The organism is Streptomyces sp. L500 (genome assembly GCF_054551825.1).
Genome location: NZ_JBTOLC010000076.1, coordinates 1 through 15,839 on the forward strand (window position 1 = coordinate 1; position 15,839 = coordinate 15,839).

The 15,839-nt window shown below is 69.3% G+C and carries 16 protein-coding genes; 8 read left to right on the top strand and 8 right to left on the bottom strand.

The genetic code is table 11. The features are described 5' to 3' along the window. From ACX9I7_RS31610 to ACX9I7_RS31625, 4 genes are all read right to left on the bottom strand, one after another. On the bottom strand, positions 1-486 hold a 486-nt coding region (locus ACX9I7_RS31610; RefSeq protein WP_459389267.1), incomplete at its 3' end, for an ATP-binding cassette domain-containing protein. Between the two features lie 11 nt (positions 487-497). Beyond that, the gene (locus ACX9I7_RS31615; RefSeq protein ID WP_459389277.1) at positions 498-1,412 is read right to left on the bottom strand and encodes an ABC transporter permease; all 915 of its coding nucleotides are present in this window, start codon (positions 1,410-1,412) and stop codon (positions 498-500) included. Positions 1,413-1,518: 106 nt separating this feature from the next. Continuing rightward, positions 1,519-2,442: an ABC transporter permease gene (locus ACX9I7_RS31620; RefSeq protein ID WP_459389268.1), complete on the bottom strand. Its 924-nt coding sequence runs from the start codon at positions 2,440-2,442 to the stop codon at positions 1,519-1,521. Positions 2,443-2,476: 34 nt separating this feature from the next. Continuing rightward, positions 2,477-4,099 (bottom strand): peptide ABC transporter substrate-binding protein, encoded by a 1,623-nt coding sequence (locus ACX9I7_RS31625; protein ID WP_459389269.1) that lies wholly within the window; start codon positions 4,097-4,099, stop codon positions 2,477-2,479. A 181-nt stretch (positions 4,100-4,280) separates the two neighbouring features. Here ACX9I7_RS31625 and ACX9I7_RS31630 point away from each other — a divergent pair, with 181 nt between their 5' ends. From ACX9I7_RS31630 to ACX9I7_RS31665, 8 genes are all read left to right on the top strand, one after another. Next, a complete protein-coding gene (locus ACX9I7_RS31630) occupies positions 4,281-5,147 on the top strand; it encodes an SDR family oxidoreductase (protein WP_459389270.1) in 867 nt (288 codons plus the stop codon). A 130-nt stretch (positions 5,148-5,277) separates the two neighbouring features. Then, positions 5,278-5,670 carry a DUF6507 family protein gene (locus ACX9I7_RS31635; RefSeq protein ID WP_459389271.1) on the top strand — a complete coding sequence of 131 codons (393 nt, stop codon included), beginning with the start codon at positions 5,278-5,280 and terminating at the stop codon, positions 5,668-5,670. Then, positions 5,667-8,387: a YwqJ-related putative deaminase gene (locus ACX9I7_RS31640; protein ID WP_459389272.1), complete on the top strand. Its 2,721-nt coding sequence runs from the start codon at positions 5,667-5,669 to the stop codon at positions 8,385-8,387. Before ACX9I7_RS31635 ends, ACX9I7_RS31640 begins: the two co-directional genes overlap by 4 nt. Before the next feature lie 24 nt (positions 8,388-8,411). After that, positions 8,412-8,891 carry an SUKH-3 domain-containing protein gene (locus ACX9I7_RS31645; protein WP_387566680.1) on the top strand — a complete coding sequence of 160 codons (480 nt, stop codon included), beginning with the start codon at positions 8,412-8,414 and terminating at the stop codon, positions 8,889-8,891. After that, positions 8,884-9,276: a YwqJ-related putative deaminase gene (locus ACX9I7_RS31650; RefSeq protein WP_387566683.1), complete on the top strand. Its 393-nt coding sequence runs from the start codon at positions 8,884-8,886 to the stop codon at positions 9,274-9,276. Before ACX9I7_RS31645 ends, ACX9I7_RS31650 begins: the two co-directional genes overlap by 8 nt. Before the next feature lie 169 nt (positions 9,277-9,445). Further along, positions 9,446-10,849 (top strand): DUF6177 family protein, encoded by a 1,404-nt coding sequence (locus ACX9I7_RS31655; RefSeq protein WP_459389273.1) that lies wholly within the window; start codon positions 9,446-9,448, stop codon positions 10,847-10,849. Positions 10,850-10,858: 9 nt separating this feature from the next. Further along, positions 10,859-11,773: a GDSL-type esterase/lipase family protein gene (locus ACX9I7_RS31660; RefSeq protein WP_459389274.1), complete on the top strand. Its 915-nt coding sequence runs from the start codon at positions 10,859-10,861 to the stop codon at positions 11,771-11,773. A 145-nt stretch (positions 11,774-11,918) separates the two neighbouring features. After that, positions 11,919-12,440, top strand: coding sequence for a YbaK/EbsC family protein (locus tag ACX9I7_RS31665; RefSeq protein ID WP_387566692.1), 522 nt, complete (start codon positions 11,919-11,921; stop codon positions 12,438-12,440). A 54-nt stretch (positions 12,441-12,494) separates the two neighbouring features. On the opposite strand, the gene ACX9I7_RS31670 is transcribed toward ACX9I7_RS31665, so the two are convergent. The 4 genes from ACX9I7_RS31670 to ACX9I7_RS31685 form a co-directional block, all read right to left on the bottom strand. Further along, positions 12,495-13,112: a LysE family translocator gene (locus ACX9I7_RS31670; RefSeq protein ID WP_387566695.1), complete on the bottom strand. Its 618-nt coding sequence runs from the start codon at positions 13,110-13,112 to the stop codon at positions 12,495-12,497. A gap of 118 nt (positions 13,113-13,230) precedes the next feature. Continuing rightward, on the bottom strand, positions 13,231-13,890 hold the full coding sequence (locus ACX9I7_RS31675; protein ID WP_459389275.1) for a 2OG-Fe dioxygenase family protein: 660 nt from the start codon (positions 13,888-13,890) through the stop codon (positions 13,231-13,233). A 387-nt stretch (positions 13,891-14,277) separates the two neighbouring features. After that, complete coding sequence (locus ACX9I7_RS31680; RefSeq protein WP_126915842.1) at positions 14,278-15,420, bottom strand: ABC transporter ATP-binding protein; 1,143 nt, start codon at positions 15,418-15,420, stop codon at positions 14,278-14,280. After that, positions 15,413-15,839 (bottom strand): oligopeptide/dipeptide ABC transporter ATP-binding protein (locus ACX9I7_RS31685; protein WP_459389276.1); only part of this gene is annotated, 427 nt, incomplete at its 5' end. The genes ACX9I7_RS31680 and ACX9I7_RS31685, both read right to left, overlap by 8 nt.

The following is a 15,839-nucleotide window of genomic DNA, read 5'->3' on the forward strand; positions in this document are numbered from 1 at the left end:
GCGCATGCCGCCGGAGAACTGGTGGGGGTAGTCCCCGGCCCGCTGCGCGGCCGCCGGGATGCGGACGCGGTCCATCAGCCGGACGGCGCGGGCGCGGGCGTCCTTGCGGGTCATGCCCTCGTGGACCTCGTACATCTCGCCGAGCTGGGCGCCGACGGTCATCACGGGGTTGAGCGCGGAGAGCGCGTCCTGGAAGATCATGGCCAGTTTGGCGCCGCGGATCCGGCGGCGGTCCTCCGCGCCCATGGTGAGCAGGTCACGACCGCGGAAGAGGACCTCGCCGCCGGTGACATGGCCGGGCGGCGAGTCGAGGATGCCCATGACGGCCTGCGCGGTCACGGACTTGCCGGACCCGGACTCGCCGAGCACGGCCAGGGTCTCGCCCGCGTCGACGGAGTAGCTGACGCCGTTGACGGCCTTGGCGACCCCGTCCCGGGTGCGGAACTCCACGCGCAGGTCGCGTACGTCGAGCAGGGTGTTCGTCATGTCGCCGTTCCTCAGCGCAGCTTGGGGTCGAGGGCGTCGCGGACCGCGTCGCCGAGCATGATGAACGCGAGGACGGTGACGCTCAGTGCGCCCGCCGGCCACAGCAGCATGTGCGGGGCGTTGCGGATCTGGATCGAGGCGTTGGAGATGTCGATCCCCCAGGAGACGGTGGGCGGCCGGAGGCCGACGCCGACGAAGGACAGGGTGGCCTCCAGCGCGATGTACGTGCCGAGGGCGATGGTCGCGACGACGATGACGGGCGCGACGGCGTTGGGCGCGATGTGGCGGAGCAGCAGGCGCGCGTCGCCGGCGCCGAGGGCGCGGGCGGCCTGGACGTAGTCGTGCTGTTTGGCGCCGACGACCGCGCCGCGGGCGATCCGGGAGATCTGTGGCCAGCCCAGCAGCACGATGAAGCCGACGACCGGCCAGACGGAGCCGCTGGGGACGACGGAGAGGAAGACGAGTCCGCCGAGGATGATCGGGATGCCGAAGAAGATGTCGGCGAGCCGGGAGAGCAGCGCGTCCCACCAGCTCCCGTAGAACCCGGCGAGCCCGCCGAGGACGCTGCCGAGCAGCGCGGCCCCGGCGGTGGCGCAGACGCCGACGGTGATGGAGGCCCGCGCTCCGTGGACGGTGCGGGTGTAGACGTCGCAGCCCTGGGTGTCGAAGCCGAAGGGGTGGCCGGGCGCGGGGCCGTCCTGGGCCCTGGCGAGGTCGCAGCTGAGCGGGTTGCCACTGGCGATGAGGCCCGGCCAGATCGCGATGAGGAGGAGGAAGACGATGACGAGCGCCGAGACGAGGAAGACGGGGTTGCGGCGCAGGTCGTGCCAGGCGTCGGACCAGAGGCTGCGGGCCTTGCCGCTGCCGGTGCCGCCGGGGAGGGGGCCGTTCTCGAGGGTGGCGGCGTCGCTGGTGGCGAGGGTCATGGCACCGCCGTCCCCGGGAGTGATGGTGGCGTTGGGGTCGGAGGGGTCGGCGTACGGGGGCCCCGGCGGTCCCTGGGGCGGGTCGGGAGAGGGCGCCGGCGGGGTCTCAGGCATAGCGGATCCTCGGGTCGAGCACGGCGTAGAGGAGGTCGACGAGCAGGTTCGCCATGAGGAAGACGATGACGAGGATGGTCACGAAGCCGACGACGGTGGGTGAGTTCTGCCGGAGGATCCCCTGGTAGAGCTGGAAGCCGACGCCGTGGATGTTGAAGATCCGCTCGGTGACGATGGCGCCGCCCATCAGGGCGCCGATGTCGGTGCCGATGAAGGTGACGACGGGGATGAGGGAGTTGCGCAGCAGGTGCCGGGTGATGACGCGGTGCCGGGGCAGGCCCTTGGCCACGGCGGTGCGGAGGTAGTCGGCGCGGGAGTTCTCGGCGATGGAGGTGCGGGTGAGGCGGGTGACGTAGGCGAGCGAGGTGAGGGCGAGCACGACGCCCGGCAGGAGGAGTTCGTCGAAGGGCGCCTCGGGCGAGACGGACGGGGAGACCGCCGCCCATTTGACGCCGATGAGGTACTGGAGCACGTAGCCGCTGACGAAGGTCGGCACGGAGACCACGATCAGGGTGAGCAGCAGCACGCCGGTGTCGAGGGAGCGGCCGCGGCGCAGTCCGCTGAGGAGGCCGAGGGTGACGCCGATGACGACCTCGAAGAGGATCGCGACGATCGTGAGGCGGACGGTCACGGGGAAGGCGTCGGCCATCAGCTCGGTGACCTCCTGCCCGTTGAAGGCGACGCCGAAGTCCCCGGTGAGGATCTGCCCCATGTAGTGCGCGTACTGGAGCCACAGGGGCTTGTCGAGGTAGAGCTCCTGGCGGATGCGCGCGGCGGTGGCGGGGTCGGGGGCCTTGTCGCCGAAGAGCGCGGCGATGGGGTCGCCGAGGGCGTAGACCATGAGGAAGATCAGGAACGTGCTGCCGATGAACACGGGGATCATCTGGAGCAGCCGCCGGATCACATACCGTCCCATCAGGACCTCGGCTCTCTTGGGCTACTTGACCGGTTTACTTGACGGTGATCCGCTCGTAGACGGGCACGCTGAAGGGGTTGAGCTCGACGTCGGCGATATCGGTGGAGTAGCCGGCGCTGCCGTTCTGGTACCAGAGCGGGATGGCGGCCATCCGGTCGGCGAGGATCCGCTCCGCCTGCTGGAACGTGGCGACGGCCTTGGCCGTGTCGGATTCGGCGTTGGCCTCGTCGACGAGCTTGTCGAAGCCCGGGTCGCTGAACTTGCCGTAGTTGGAGGAGGCGTCGGTGTAGTAGAGCGGCTGGAGGAAGTTCTGGACCAGCGGGTAGTCCATCTGCCAGCCGGAGCGGAACATGCCGGTCATCCGGTGGTCGGTGATCTGGTTGCGGAAGTCGGCGAAGGTTCCGACGGGGTTGACGGTGCAGGCCTGGTCCTTGCCCAGGGCGTTGTTGATGCTGTTGCAGACGGCGTCCATCCACAGCCGGTGGGATCCGGTGTCGACGTTCGAGGTGATGGTGACCCGGCCGCCGGGGAGCCCGCCGCCCTCCTCGATGAGTTTTCTGGCCATGGTGGGGTCGTAGCCGCAGGCGTCGCCGCACAGCCCTTCCTTGTAGCCGCCCTTGGCGCCGAGGACGGGTGAGGTCCAGTCGGTGGCGGGCGTGCGGGTGCGCCGGTAGATCTGCTCGGTGATCTGCTTGCGGTCGATGGCCATGGACAGGCCCCGGCGGACCTTCTCCATGCCGGGTTTGTTCCAGGCGGGGTCGTACATGGGGAAGTCGAGGGTCTGGATGATGCCGGCGGGCTGGTTGATGTAGCGGTCCCCGAGGTCCTTCTTGACGTTCTTCAGCTGGGCGCTGGGGATGTCGTCAACGAGGTCGATGTTGCCGGCCTGGAGGTCGGTGTAGGCGGTGTTGTTGTCGGTGTAGACCCGTAGCTCCACGCCGCTGTTGCGGGCCTTGTCGGGCCCGGCGTAGCCGTCCCAGCGGGTGAGCCGCATCTGGGAGCCCTTGGTGTAGGAGTCGATGACGTACGGCCCGTTGCCGATGGGCTTCTTCAGCCATTTCTCGTGCTGGTCGTAGAAGGCCCTGGGCAAGGGCGAGTAGGCGGAGTAGCCGAGGGTGTCGGGCCAGGTGGAGAAGGTGGTGCGCAGCGCGACGGTGAAGGTCCGCTCGTCCTTGACGGCGAGGCCGGAGAGGGTCCTGACGGTGGCGGCCCCGTTGACCGGATGGACCTCGCCATAGCCCTCGATGTCCTGGAAGAAGGAGGCGTTCTTCTGTTTGTTGTCGACGAGGGCGGCGTAGTTCCAGGCGTCGACGAAGGACCGGGCGGTAACCTTCTCGCCGTCGCTGAAGGTCCAGCCGTCCTTGAGGGTGATGGTGAAGTGCCGCTGGTCGGGGCTGTCGATCCGCTCGGCGACCATGTTGACGGCGGCGCCGGTCCGGGGGTCGTACCGCTTCAGCCCCCGGAAGATCATGTCGAGGACCTTGCCGCCCTGCACCTCATTGGTGTTGGCGGGCTCCAGCGGCCCCTGCGGGTCGCCCCAGGAGGCCCGTACCGCGCCCACGGCGGTGCCGCCCCGGCTGCTTCCGCAGCCGCTGATCACGCCCGCCAGCAGGGCGACGACCGCGCAGACGGCGAGCCCGTATCCGCGTGGCCGCATGCGTGCCTCCTCCGATGGGCGGGGTCCGGTTCCGGCCACATCACACCTCATGCGATGCCGGGATGTGACCCTTCTCGTGGTGTTCGTCATGGAAACCGCCCGTATGCGGGAGTGATGATCACCGCCGGACCGGGGCAAGGATGAGTGGCCGAAGGGGGGCACACCGCACGAGAGGCCCCCGATGCCCGCCACCGCCCCGCACCTCCACAGGACCTGGTTCGTCACCGGCACCTCCTCGGGCATCGGCCGCCAGCTGGCCGAGCTGCTGCTCGTCCGGGGCGACCGGGTCGCCGCGACGGCCCGCAGGACGCACGCCCTGGACGACCTCGTGGCGGAGCACGGGGACCGGCTGCGGGTCTTCTCCTTGGACGTCACCGATCCCGCGGCCGTCCGGCGGGTCGTCGACGAGGCGTTCGCGGCGTTCGGCCGGATCGACGTCGTGGTGAACAACGCGGGGTACGGGCTCTTCGGCGCGGCCGAGGAGGCGACGGACGAGCAGATCGTCCGTCAGCTCGACACCAACCTCCTCGGCCCGGTCCGGGTGACGCGGGCGGTGCTGCCGCGCCTTCGGGAGCAGGGCGGGGGCCGGATCGTCCAGATCTCCAGCATCGGCGGCCAGGTCGGCTTCCCGCTGATGAGTGCCTACAACGCCTCCAAATGGGGGGTCGAAGGGTTCTTCGAGTCGCTGCGGCTGGAGGTCGAGCCCTTCGGCATCCAGACGACGATCGTCGAGCCGGGCACCGTCCGCACCGCCTTCGTCAGCCAGGGCATCGACCAGACCGAGCCCCTGGATGCCTACGAGGACACCGACCTGGGCGACTACCGCCGCAACATGCTGGCCGGCACCGCGATCCCCTTCATCGGCGATCCGGTCAGAATCGCCCGCGCCGTCATCGACAGCGCGGACCGGGACCCGGCCCCCGCCCGCCTCGTCCTCGGCAGCGACGCCTACGAGATGGGGCGCACGGCGCTGTCCTTGCGGCTGGCCGACCTGGAGGCGCAGCGGAGCATCGCGTACTCGACGGACGCGGAGGACGCGCGGGGCTGAGGGGACTGAGGGGGCGACCGAGGCGGATCGTCACCCGCGCGTACCGAAAAACAGGTGTGTCAGTCGGTTATGGCAAGGTGTCATATGAAGCAATCGAACGTGTGACGGGGACCGGGGATCGGGGGATTCGGTGACAGCGTGGGACATTCGTCCGGCGGAAGTGGGCGGTGTGCTCCAGCGGACGGCGACGGCGGCCGAGGGCCTGTCGAAGGCGGGCGAGAGCGTGCAGAAGACCCTGCCGAGCGCGGCGACCGCGGCGGGCACGATCAGCGGCATGGTCTGCGGCCCGGTGCCGAGCGGTCCCGTCGCGGGGGCGCTGAGCGAGTTCGCCAAGAAGTGGTCGGGCGACCTGCAGTACATCGCCAAGCGCACGGCCGCCTCGCTGAACGGCGCGTCCGAGGCCACCCGTCACTACGTGGAGGGCGATCTGGAGATGGCCGCGACCACCCAGAGCGACGCCCTGAAAGAACCCAAGATAGACATGCCCGGGCAGGGCGGCGAGGGCGGCGGTGAGCAGAAGTGAGCGACGAGGAGCTCATCGTCCCCTCGGGCATACCCCAGTTCACGGGCAACGTCGACACGCTGGTGACCGACGCCAAGACCATGACCTCGGACGCCAAGCTCTTCCGCGACTCGGGCGCGTCCGTCCACTCCACGTTCCAGGGCCTCCAGGCCTGCTACAAGGCGCCGGAGGCGGAGAAGCTCTTCGCGACGACGGCACCGGTGGCGGCGAAGGCGAGCGCGTTCGCGAGCGACCTGGAGAAGGTCTCCGGCGCGCTGAGCACGTACGCGAGCGAGATCCGCCCGCTGGCGAAGAAGCTCGGCGACCTCAAGGACGAGGCCATCGCCTTCGTCAAGAGCGTCGAGGGCGACGAGCACTGGCGCCGGGACCAGAAGAAGGTCGACCACAACAACAACCTGTGGCGCAGCGTCAACGCCACGGTCGCCGCCTTCACCGACGCCGAACGCTCCTGCCACGACAAGATCGTCGCCCTGGTCGGCGGCGAAAAGCTCATCGCCGACGACGGCTCCCACAAGCCGAACATGTACGGCTACAAGGCGAGCGACCTCGACCACGCCGAGCAGACGCCCTGGGGCTCGATGGCGGAACGCGAGTACACGGGCATCGCCTGGCTGGGCCACCAGATCAAGAGCTTCGTCTGGGACGGCTTCATCGTCGACGGCGTCTGGGGCACGATCAAGGGCCTCGGCACCCTCGTCGGCACCGACGGCTGGGACAAGGCCGGCCAGGCATGGACGGGCCTCGCCAAACTCGCCACGGGCCTGGCCATCACCGCCTCACCGCTGGGCGCGGCCTACTGGCTGACCCCCGACGACAAACTCCCCGGCTGGCTGCGCGACTCGCGCACGGCGATGAAGGAGACCGGCAAGGCCCTGGTCGCCTACGACCAGTGGGGCAAGAACCCGGCCCGCGCGGCGGGCGGGGTCACCTTCAACGTTCTCACCACGGTTTTCACGGGCGGATCGGGCGCGGCGGCAAAGGGTGGCGCTGTCGCGAAGACGGTCGGGGCGCTGGGCAAGGTCGCCAAGGTCGTCGACCCGATGACGTACGTGGGCAAGGCGGGCAAGTTCGCCTTCGTCAAGGTCGGCGACCTGATGTCGGGCCTGAAGAACCTCCGGGTGGGCTCGACGGTCCACCTCGCCGAGGGCACGTTCAAGGTCATGGACGACGCGGGCGCCGCCGCCCTGCCGAAGCGCCCGGCGGGCCTGCCGGAGAGCGCGGTCCCGTTCCTCGACCCGAAGAACAAGGTCGTCTACCTCGACAAGGAGAGCGGCAAGTTCTTCAACGAACACGGCAAGGAACTCGCGCCTCCGAAGAAGGAACTCTCGGCGGACGAGCGAGCGGCGGAGGCCGCGAAGTCCCCTGAACGGCAGCAGCCGCACTCCACGGCTTCGGAGCACGAAAAGGTCCCGGCCACCGCGGGCGCCCGCACGGGCGGCGACGCCACGGCGTCGGCGGCCCGCGGCGGGGAGCACATACCGGGAGCCGGCCACGGGCCGGGAGGCTCGGCGGGGCACGTGCCGGGCGGGCCTGGCGGTCACGTACCGGGCGGGTCGGCAGGGCACGCACCGGGTGGCACGGCCGGCCACACGGCGGGCGGCGGCGCGCAGCACGTTCCGGGCGGCGGCGCCGGCAGCCACGTGCCGGGCGGCACGGCCCACGACCTCGGCCGGGGACCGTCGGCGAGCCACGAGGTTCCGGGCACGGGTGGCGGTAACGGCGGCCACACGCCGACGCACTCCGGCGGCGGCAGCCACGAGGCACCGCACCCCGGCCACGACGCTTCTTCCTCCGGCGCAGGCGGTCACAACTCCGGGGGCCACGGCGGCCACGGCGACTCCCCGTCGGGCCCGCACGAGCCCGCCGGTCCGCGCCACGGCGACGAGGCCCCACCGCGCGACGGCGGCGGCCACGACAACCATCCGGCCAAGGCACATGAGAGTGATGGCCTTCACAGCACCGAGTCAGGGCATCCGAACCACTCAAGCCATGAGGGCCCTCACCCTGTCGAAGGCACCGGCCCACATCACAGCCATGACGGTGGACCCAGTGGAAGCGGCAACGGGCCCAAGGGGGTTCCGCTGGAGCCTCAGCCGAGTTGGCACGGATCAAGTGCTCACGAGATGAGGCATCACCGCTTCCCGGCAGAAGACGTTTCCCACCTGACCCCCGAGGAACAGCTCGCGGCCTTGCGCGAGAGAGCGCACGAACTCGCGGACACCGCGCGCAAGCCGGAGATGACCAAGGAAGAGGCGGCCGCCTACGGCAAAAAGACCATTCCGCCGGGGGAGCACCTGCTCAAGGACGGCTGCGCCGGCAGCCTGCTGCACGATGGCGTCATCACCTCCCACACCAGCATGACGAAGTTCGGCGTTCATGACATGCCTCGCACTCATCCCGTACTGAAGGGCATCCTGGATAGAATCGAAGCCGACTTCGACGCCGGTCGCATCCCCAAAAAGGGATCCGGTCACGGAAAGTGTGCGGAAATCGCGCTCATCAGTGATCGACTTGCCCTACTGGAACGCAACGGCACACACATACGCACCCTTGATGAGGCGCGACAGGCGCTCGAAGGCGCCCAGATCCACACTCGAAGAATCGGCGATTTTGTTCTGCGCAGGACCGGCGAAGTCCTCCATAGACACAAGGAATATTTCGCCCCTTGCGACACTTGTAAGCACGTCCTGCCCGAACTGGGGATACATGCCGTCTAGAGCACAGAGCCCGAAAGGAACACCATGGTGCTGAGCGCTCATACCGCGGAAGTGGAGCGCTGGCTCGCCGAGAGCGGTTGGTCCGCCGAGCGGGACATCGGACCGCTTGCCGAGGAGCTCATCCGGATCAGGGTGGAGGACGCCGCCCGTCAAGGAGAAGAGCTCGAGGTGCTCGAGACGGCAATTCGGTTCATCCGCTCGTACGGCGACATCGAGCTGCCGTTCCCGCGAAGGTCCTCCGACGTCAGGCTGATCCTTGACCCGACAGGAGGGTACGACGGAGACGCCGAGGATTTCGTCGAACTCTCCCGGAACCTGGGGAAGAAGCTATTCCCCGTGGGGTTCGAGACCTACGAGTGCGGGATCTGGCTCGTCGACGAGGCCGGGCGTTTCTTCTACTCCCATCACACGGGCTGCTACTTCTTGGGCCAGAACGAATACGAGGCATTCGCTCTGGCTCTGAGCGGCCGTACCCGACCGGATGCGGAGGACTACTTTGTTTGAGACCTATCCCGCAGTCGCCTCGTCCCTCCTCATCCAGGGGACGATCGTCAGTCACACCAGCATGTACGGCGAGGGCACCCCGAACCTGCACCCGACGGTGCAGGAGTTCTTCAGTGCACTGCCCGCGGATCTCCGTGAGCGGTTCCTGGGCACATGTGCCGAGACGGCTTTGGTCTCCGACCAGTTCTGGGCCCTTGACGCGCAGCGGACCGACGGACGCATCACCACACTCGTGGAGGCGCTGCCACACTTCAACGGCTCGATCATCCTCTCGCGGAAGATCCGCCCCGAGGGCGACCCTGAGCACGGCCAGCCCACTCGCCCCTGCCGCTCCTGCACGGCATTGCTGGAGGCGCTCGGCGTCACGATCGACGTGCCGTCCTAGAGCGCGCAATGGATCCCACCGAGAAGAAAACGTCCGACCCACCCGGCCGTCCGGCTACTCGGTGACCCGTGGCTCCCGCGCCGGGGGCCACGGGGGCAGAGCCCACCGCAAGGAACAGATACAGGTTCCCGACCTCATAAGGCGCCACCCGACCCCACCAGGAAGGCACATGAAAGACGTCATAGCCCTCACCCCCAGGATGCCCGACTCCTGGGCCGTCGTGGCCGGGCTCTACGCGGGTGGGCCCGATGTCGAGGCGGCCGGGGTCAATGGCGGGGCCGTTGTGCAGTTGCGGACGGCGGATGGGCGGCCGTTGGTGTCCGTCGAGGCGCCGATGCTGGTGCATGTGGCCGGGGAGGCCGAGAGGTTGCTCGGGGACGGGGTCGGGGCGCCCCCGGTGCCGTACTGGTGGACCGAGGTGCGGGCCTCGACCGCCGTGCCCGAGGCCGCGCCGCTCGCCGGGTCCGTGGCGGGGCGGCTGCGCATGCTGCTCGGCGGCGCGGTGTGGCCCGCCGAAGCCGCGTCGCTCGACGTCGTCGCTGTCCCCCCGGGCACGGGTGTCACAGGGATCACCGAGGCCGGGCTCGCCGTCGACGTGCTGACCGGCTCCACCGCCGTCGTCCTCGTCGACCGGCCCGTCGTTCCCCTCAACGCGTGGATGTCCGAGATCCTGCGGACGGTCGCCGCCGCCGGCCTCGCCCTGCAGATCGTCACGCCGCCCCACGTACGCCTCACCCTCCCCCTGCGTACCGCCCTCGCCGGTGCGCCCAACCGGTGGGTCGTCCAAGACAGCGGAAACCTTTACTACGACGGGCTCTCCGGCGCGGAACTGCGCTGGCAGGACGGGACGTTCGCCCCCGTCCGGACGGACGCCGGCGAGGGCCGAGTAGCCGAGGGGTTCGCGGGCGGCGCCCCCACCACCGACCGGCAACTGATCGTCTCCTTCCGCGTCCTCCACGAGAACGTCACCGACGACCTCGTCCTCGGCGGCGCCCTCCGCACCGCCTGGACCGCCCTCACCGGCACCGGACCCGCGGGCTGGGGCACCGCCGAGCCCGTCAACCTCCCCTGGTCCACCGGCCAGTTGACCGCCCTCGCCCGCGAGCGCTCCCCCGAGCCCACCCACCTCCTCGCCGTCGGCCACCCCGGCCGCCCGGCCCTCGCCACCCTCCGCGTCAGCCGCACCGAGGGCGGGGTCGCCGAGGACGTCACCCTCACCCTCGGCTACGGCCCGGACGAGACCCCGCCGCTCGACGCCGTCGAGCCCCTCGCCCGTGCGCTCGCCGCCGAGCACGGCCTGACGTCCATGCTGGCCTCCCTGCGCCGGGGCCGTCGCGACCTCACCATCCCGCCGCGCTTCGAGGCCCCGCCGATTCCGGTCTCCTTCACCCTGGGCGGCGCCGACGTGCGCGCGGCCGGCCTCGACCACGCCCTCCGCCCGCCGCTCGACCTCAGCCCCGTACGTCTCGGGACCGCCGTCCACTACCCGCTCGGCGACGGCACCGACGCCCAGGCGTGGACGGTGCTCCAGCGGTTGTCCGCCCACCTCAAGGCGGTTCCGGCGGCTGGTTAGGGTGGTCCGGTGATCGAATCGCGTCCCCACACCCTGTTCTCCTTCGGCACGCTGCTGGACGAGAAGGTCCAGAAAGAGCTCTTCGGGCGAGCCGTGCCCACCTCCCCCGCCTCGCTGGCCGGGCATACGACCAGGCCGATTCGGATCACCGACGAGTCCGTGATCGCCACCAGCGGTCTCGACGTCCACCTGACCCTGGAACGCAGGATCGGTGCCGCGGTCGAGGGCGCCGTCCTCCACCTCACCGACGCGGACCTCACCGCCGCCGACGACTACGAAGTCGACGACTACACCCGCAGGCGCGTGCGGCTCTCCTCCGGGGAGACCGCCTGGGCCTACCTGGACGCGAATCCGCTCCGCCCGGCGGAGCGCATCGTGATCGTGGGCGACAGCATCGCCTACGGCCGCTGCGATCCGCAGGGCGGCTGGGCGGCCCGGTTCGCGGCCACCCACATCGCGCGAAACGAGCTCGCCCACCGGGTCTTCAACCTGGCCATCCCCGGCAGCACCCTCGCCGACGTCAGCGAGCAGACTCCCGCGCTGCTGGCCCCGCGCCTCCCCGACACCCTCCTCGTCGCCGCCGGCATCAACGACTCCGCTCGTCCTGACGGGCTGACGCACATCACCGACAGCCTCGGCTCCCTCGCCGCCACCGCCCTGAGCCACAACGCGCGACTCGTCGTCGCGGGGCCGATCTGGCTCGACGAGGAACACGCTCCCGCCTACGAGGGCCTGCGCTTCACCCGGGCCCGGGCGCTGGAACTGCGCGAGACCCTGCGGGCGTGGTGCGCCGCGCACCACGTCGACTTCGTCGACATGTGGGAGCCCCTGCGCGAGCGCCCCGATCTGCTCGTCGACGGCCTCCACCCGTCCGCAGAAGGGCACGAGGTGCTCTACCAGCACCTCGGCACCCTCGGCAGCTAGACCCCTCAAGGGCCCGTCCTGGGCTTCGAGATCGGCGCTTGGTCAACGTTCGTCCGCGCCTTGATCGTCGGCCCCCACCTGGCATACTCGTGCACCCTGAAGCTACTTCGTACACACAGGCGTACACGCAGACACAGGTGGGGATATGAGCGCGAGCGAAGCCGTCCACAGCGAGACTCCCGAGACCTACGAGACCTACGAGAAGCTGGTCGCCCTGCTCGACGAGCGCGGCGCCGCCTACCGGGTGATCGAGCACGAGGCCGAGGGCGGCACCGAGGCCGTGAGCCGGCTGCGGGGGCACTCGCTGGAGCAGGCCGCCAAGTGCATCGTCGTCATGGTGAAGCTGGGCAAGAAGGAGAAGCGGTACGTGCTCGCCGTCGTGTCCGGCGACAAGCGCGTCGACCTCGGGGCGATCAAGGGGCTGCTGGGCGGGAGTTACGCCGGGTTCGCCTCGCAGGACGTCGCCGAGCGGCTCTCGCAGTGCGTGAGCGGGACGATCCTGCCGTTCTCGTTCGACCCGGAGCTGGAGCTGATCGTCGACCCGGCGCTGCTCGAGCACCCCGAGTTCTTCTTCAACGCCGCCCGTCTCGACCGCTCGCTCGCGCTCTCCACCAGCGATTACCTCAAGGTGGCCGGGCCTCGGGTCGAGGAAATCGCTGCCTCCTGATCCCCCGGGGCCCAGGCCCCGAGCCACGGGCCACGGGCCCAGGGCCCCCGCCCCCTACGTCGTCGTCGGCGTGAGCGCCAGCGCCACGCCGAGGCCGACGAGGATCGAGCCGATCACCCTGTTGAGCACCACCTGGCTGCGCAGCATCTTCGCGCGCAGCCGGTCGTTCGAGAAGAAGAGCGCCGCCATGGCGAACCACATCAGGTGGGCCAGGGACATGAACAGGCCGTAGCCGATCTGGCGCCAGACCGGGGTGTCCTGGTGGATGACCTGGGTGAAGGTGCTGAGGACGAACAGCGTGGTCTTCGGATTCAGCGCGTTCGTCAGGAATCCGGTGCGCAGGGCCTGGCCGCTGGAAATGGCGGGCCCGTCGGTGAGGTCGATGTCCAGCTGTGAGCGCTGGACGAATGTCTTGCAGCCGACATAGACGAGATATGCGGCACCCACCAGCTTGATGACCGTGAAAACGGAGGGCGAATGGGCGATGAGCAGCCCCACACCCAGAATCGTGTAGGTCACATGGACCAGCACGCCGGCCGCGATTCCCACTGCGGAGAGAATTCCCGGAGTGCGCCCGTACAAATAGCTGTTGCGAACGGTCATCGCGAAGTCCGCGCCGGGGCTGATGACGGCCAGGACGGTGATGAGGGCGACGGCGAGGAGTTCGGCCATGGTTCCAATTCCGGCGGGTCGAGTGCGGATCGGCGTCGGGGGCGGGGCGGGGGCGGATCGGCGTCGGGGGCGGATCGGCTCGGCGGCGGGGCCGGTCGGGACCGGCCCCGCCGGGGCCTCACGGCTTGTGGCGGTAGGTGATCACCAGGACGTCCCGGACGGCGGGGACGTCCCCGTCCAGCTGCTCGATGGGGCTGACGCCGTGGAAGACACGCTCGTCGTTCACGATCGCCATGTCGAGCGGTTCGTCGAGGGTGAACTTCTCGATCGGGTTCTTTTCGAGGTTGTAGATGGTGCTTTCGCCGTTGACCGTGTTGCTTCGCTTGGCCATCAGCATCATCACGAACGTGACACCGTCGCGGTGGATGCCCTCGGGGGTCGGCTTGGCGACCTCCCGCGCGTCGGCACCCGTGCCGGTGACCTCGATGCGGAACTGGTGGGCCTCGATGTGCCAGGCCGAGTACGGCGCGAGCCGGCCGAAGATGTCACCGCCGAGGGTCAGCAGGCTGCTCATCGTGGGGCCGCTCAGCACCGAGTCCTGGATGGGCTCGTAGTGGCGCGCGACGCCGCCGTTGAGGTTGTTGTAGTCGACGGTCTGGTAGTGCGGCTGGTGCGCCTCGACCTGGTAGAGGTTGCTGCCACGGGGGGCGCTGAGGGTCGCGTGGCGCCGGCGGCGGTAGCGGCCGCCGTCGGCGGTAGCGGCCGCCGTCGGCCATGTAGCCGTCCAGCGGCATGTCGCCCCAACTGGCCTGGAACGCCTCGAAATCCCGCAGGGCATTGTCGTCGCGACGGCGGAGCAGTTCGCCGACGCTCACGCCCGGCATAAAGAAGTAGCTTTTGCTCGAAACGCCTTCACAAATTTCTTCGACGCCAGTGGTGTACGTCGACTGCGTGCTGCTGACCATGCTCGATGAATCCATCTCGTTGATCATGACAAGTACGCGACAAAGCATGGTCGTTGCAACTTGACGCCGTCAAGATCGACCCTAACGCAAAACAAGCCAGTTTCGCCGAGGGAGTGGCCGAAACCTTTCGTATTGGAATGTGGAACGGGGCTTGCGTTTTCCCACGCATTCGCACGCACATGCAAACGCGCATACGAAAGCGCCCGGACCGATTCCTGATCAGGATCGGTCCGGGCGCCCCGGTGGGACGAGGACGAGCGCTACGCCGCCCCCACCACGTCCTTCTCCTCCGCGAAGTGGCACGCCGACTCGTGTGCCGCCGGCGTGGACTTGCCCGCGAAGACCTGCGGCACCGCCAGCAGCGGCACCTCCTCCGCGCACTTGTCCTGCGCCTTCCAGCAGCGGGTGCGGAAGCGGCAGCCCGACGGCGGGTTGGCCGGCGACGGCACGTCGCCCGTCAGGATGATCCGCTCGCGGCGCTCGCGCGCGTCCGGGTCCGGGACCGGGACGGCGGAGAGGAGCGCCTGGGTGTAGGGGTGGGTCGGGTGGTCGTAGATCTCGGCGTCCGTGCCGATCTCCGCCATCTTGCCCAGGTACATCACGCCCACGCGGTCCGAGATGTGCCGCACGATGGACAGGTCGTGGGCGATGAAGACGTAGGAGAGGTTGAACTCGTCCTGGAGCTTCTCCATCAGGTTGATGACCTGCGCCTGCACCGAGACGTCCAGCGCCGAGACGGGCTCGTCGCAGATGATGATCTCGGGGTTGAGGGCCAGGCCGCGCGCGATGCCGATGCGCTGCCGCTGGCCACCCGAGAACTGGTGCGGATAGCGGTTGATGTACTCGGGGTTGAGGCCCACGACGTCCAGGAGCTCCTGGACCCGCTTGCGGCGGTCGCCCTTGGGGGCCACCTCCGGGTGGATCTCGAAGGGCTCCCCGATGATGTCGCCCACCGTCATACGGGGGTTGAGCGAGGTGTACGGGTCCTGGAACACCATCTGGATGTTGCGGCGGACGGCCTTCAGCGCGCGCCCGGACAGCTTGGTGATGTCCTGGCCCTTGTAGAAGACCTCGCCGGAGGTGGCCGTCTCCAGGGTCATCAGCAGCTTGGCGACGGTGGACTTGCCACAGCCGGACTCGCCGACGATGCCGAGCGTCTCGCCCTGGTAGAGGTCGAAGGAGACGCCGTCGACGGCCTTGACCGCGCCGACCTGCTTCTTGAAGAGGATGCCCTGGGTCAGCGGGAAGTGCTTGACCAGGTTGCGCACCTGCAGGATCGGCTCGCCGCGCTCCACGGGGGCGTCCAGGACGGCCTCGACCTCCTGGGTCGTCGACGCGTCGCTGACGTGTACCTCGGAGACGTTCGGTGTCGCGGCGACGTCCTTCTTACCCGTCTCAGCCATGGATCGTCTCCTTCCAGAAGTGGCACGCGCTGCCGCGGCCGGCGAGCTCCGTGCCGTCCCGCTCGGTCACCTGGTGGAGGACGGGGACGTCCACTCCGCAGGTGTCCTGCGCCATGGGGCAGCGCGGGTTGAACGCGCAACCGGCCGGGATGCGCAGCAGGTTGGGCGGCAGGCCCTTGATCGCGTACAGCTCCTGGCCCTTCTGGTCCAGGCGCGGGATGGAGTCGAGCAGACCCTTGGTGTACGGGTGGGCCGGGCGCTTGTAGAGCTCGTGGACCGGCGCGGTCTCGACGATGCGGCCCGCGTACATCACCGCGATCTTGTCGGCGACGTCGGCGACGACGCCCAGGTCGTGGGTGATCAGGATCAGGCCCATGTTGTACTCCTGCTGGAGCTCCGCCAGCAGGTCCATCACCTGG

Bases quoted from the DNA above. Each gene is read 5' to 3' on its own strand.
- ACX9I7_RS31615 (WP_459389277.1), bottom strand. From the start codon at position 1,412: ATGACCCTCGCCACCAGCGACGCCGCCACCCTCGAGAACGGCCCCCTC.
- ACX9I7_RS31620 (WP_459389268.1), bottom strand. From the start codon at position 2,442: ATGGGACGGTATGTGATCCGGCGGCTGCTCCAGATGATCCCCGTGTTC.
- ACX9I7_RS31625 (WP_459389269.1), bottom strand. From the start codon at position 4,099: ATGCGGCCACGCGGATACGGGCTCGCCGTCTGCGCGGTCGTCGCCCTG.
- ACX9I7_RS31630 (WP_459389270.1), top strand. From the start codon at position 4,281: ATGCCCGCCACCGCCCCGCACCTCCACAGGACCTGGTTCGTCACCGGC.
- ACX9I7_RS31645 (WP_387566680.1), top strand. From the start codon at position 8,412: ATGGTGCTGAGCGCTCATACCGCGGAAGTGGAGCGCTGGCTCGCCGAG.
- ACX9I7_RS31655 (WP_459389273.1), top strand. From the start codon at position 9,446: ATGAAAGACGTCATAGCCCTCACCCCCAGGATGCCCGACTCCTGGGCC.
- ACX9I7_RS31665 (WP_387566692.1), top strand. From the start codon at position 11,919: ATGAGCGCGAGCGAAGCCGTCCACAGCGAGACTCCCGAGACCTACGAG.
- ACX9I7_RS31670 (WP_387566695.1), bottom strand. From the start codon at position 13,112: ATGGCCGAACTCCTCGCCGTCGCCCTCATCACCGTCCTGGCCGTCATC.
- ACX9I7_RS31675 (WP_459389275.1), bottom strand. From the start codon at position 13,890: ATGCCCTGCGGGATTTCGAGGCGTTCCAGGCCAGTTGGGGCGACATGC.
- ACX9I7_RS31680 (WP_126915842.1), bottom strand. From the start codon at position 15,420: ATGGCTGAGACGGGTAAGAAGGACGTCGCCGCGACACCGAACGTCTCC.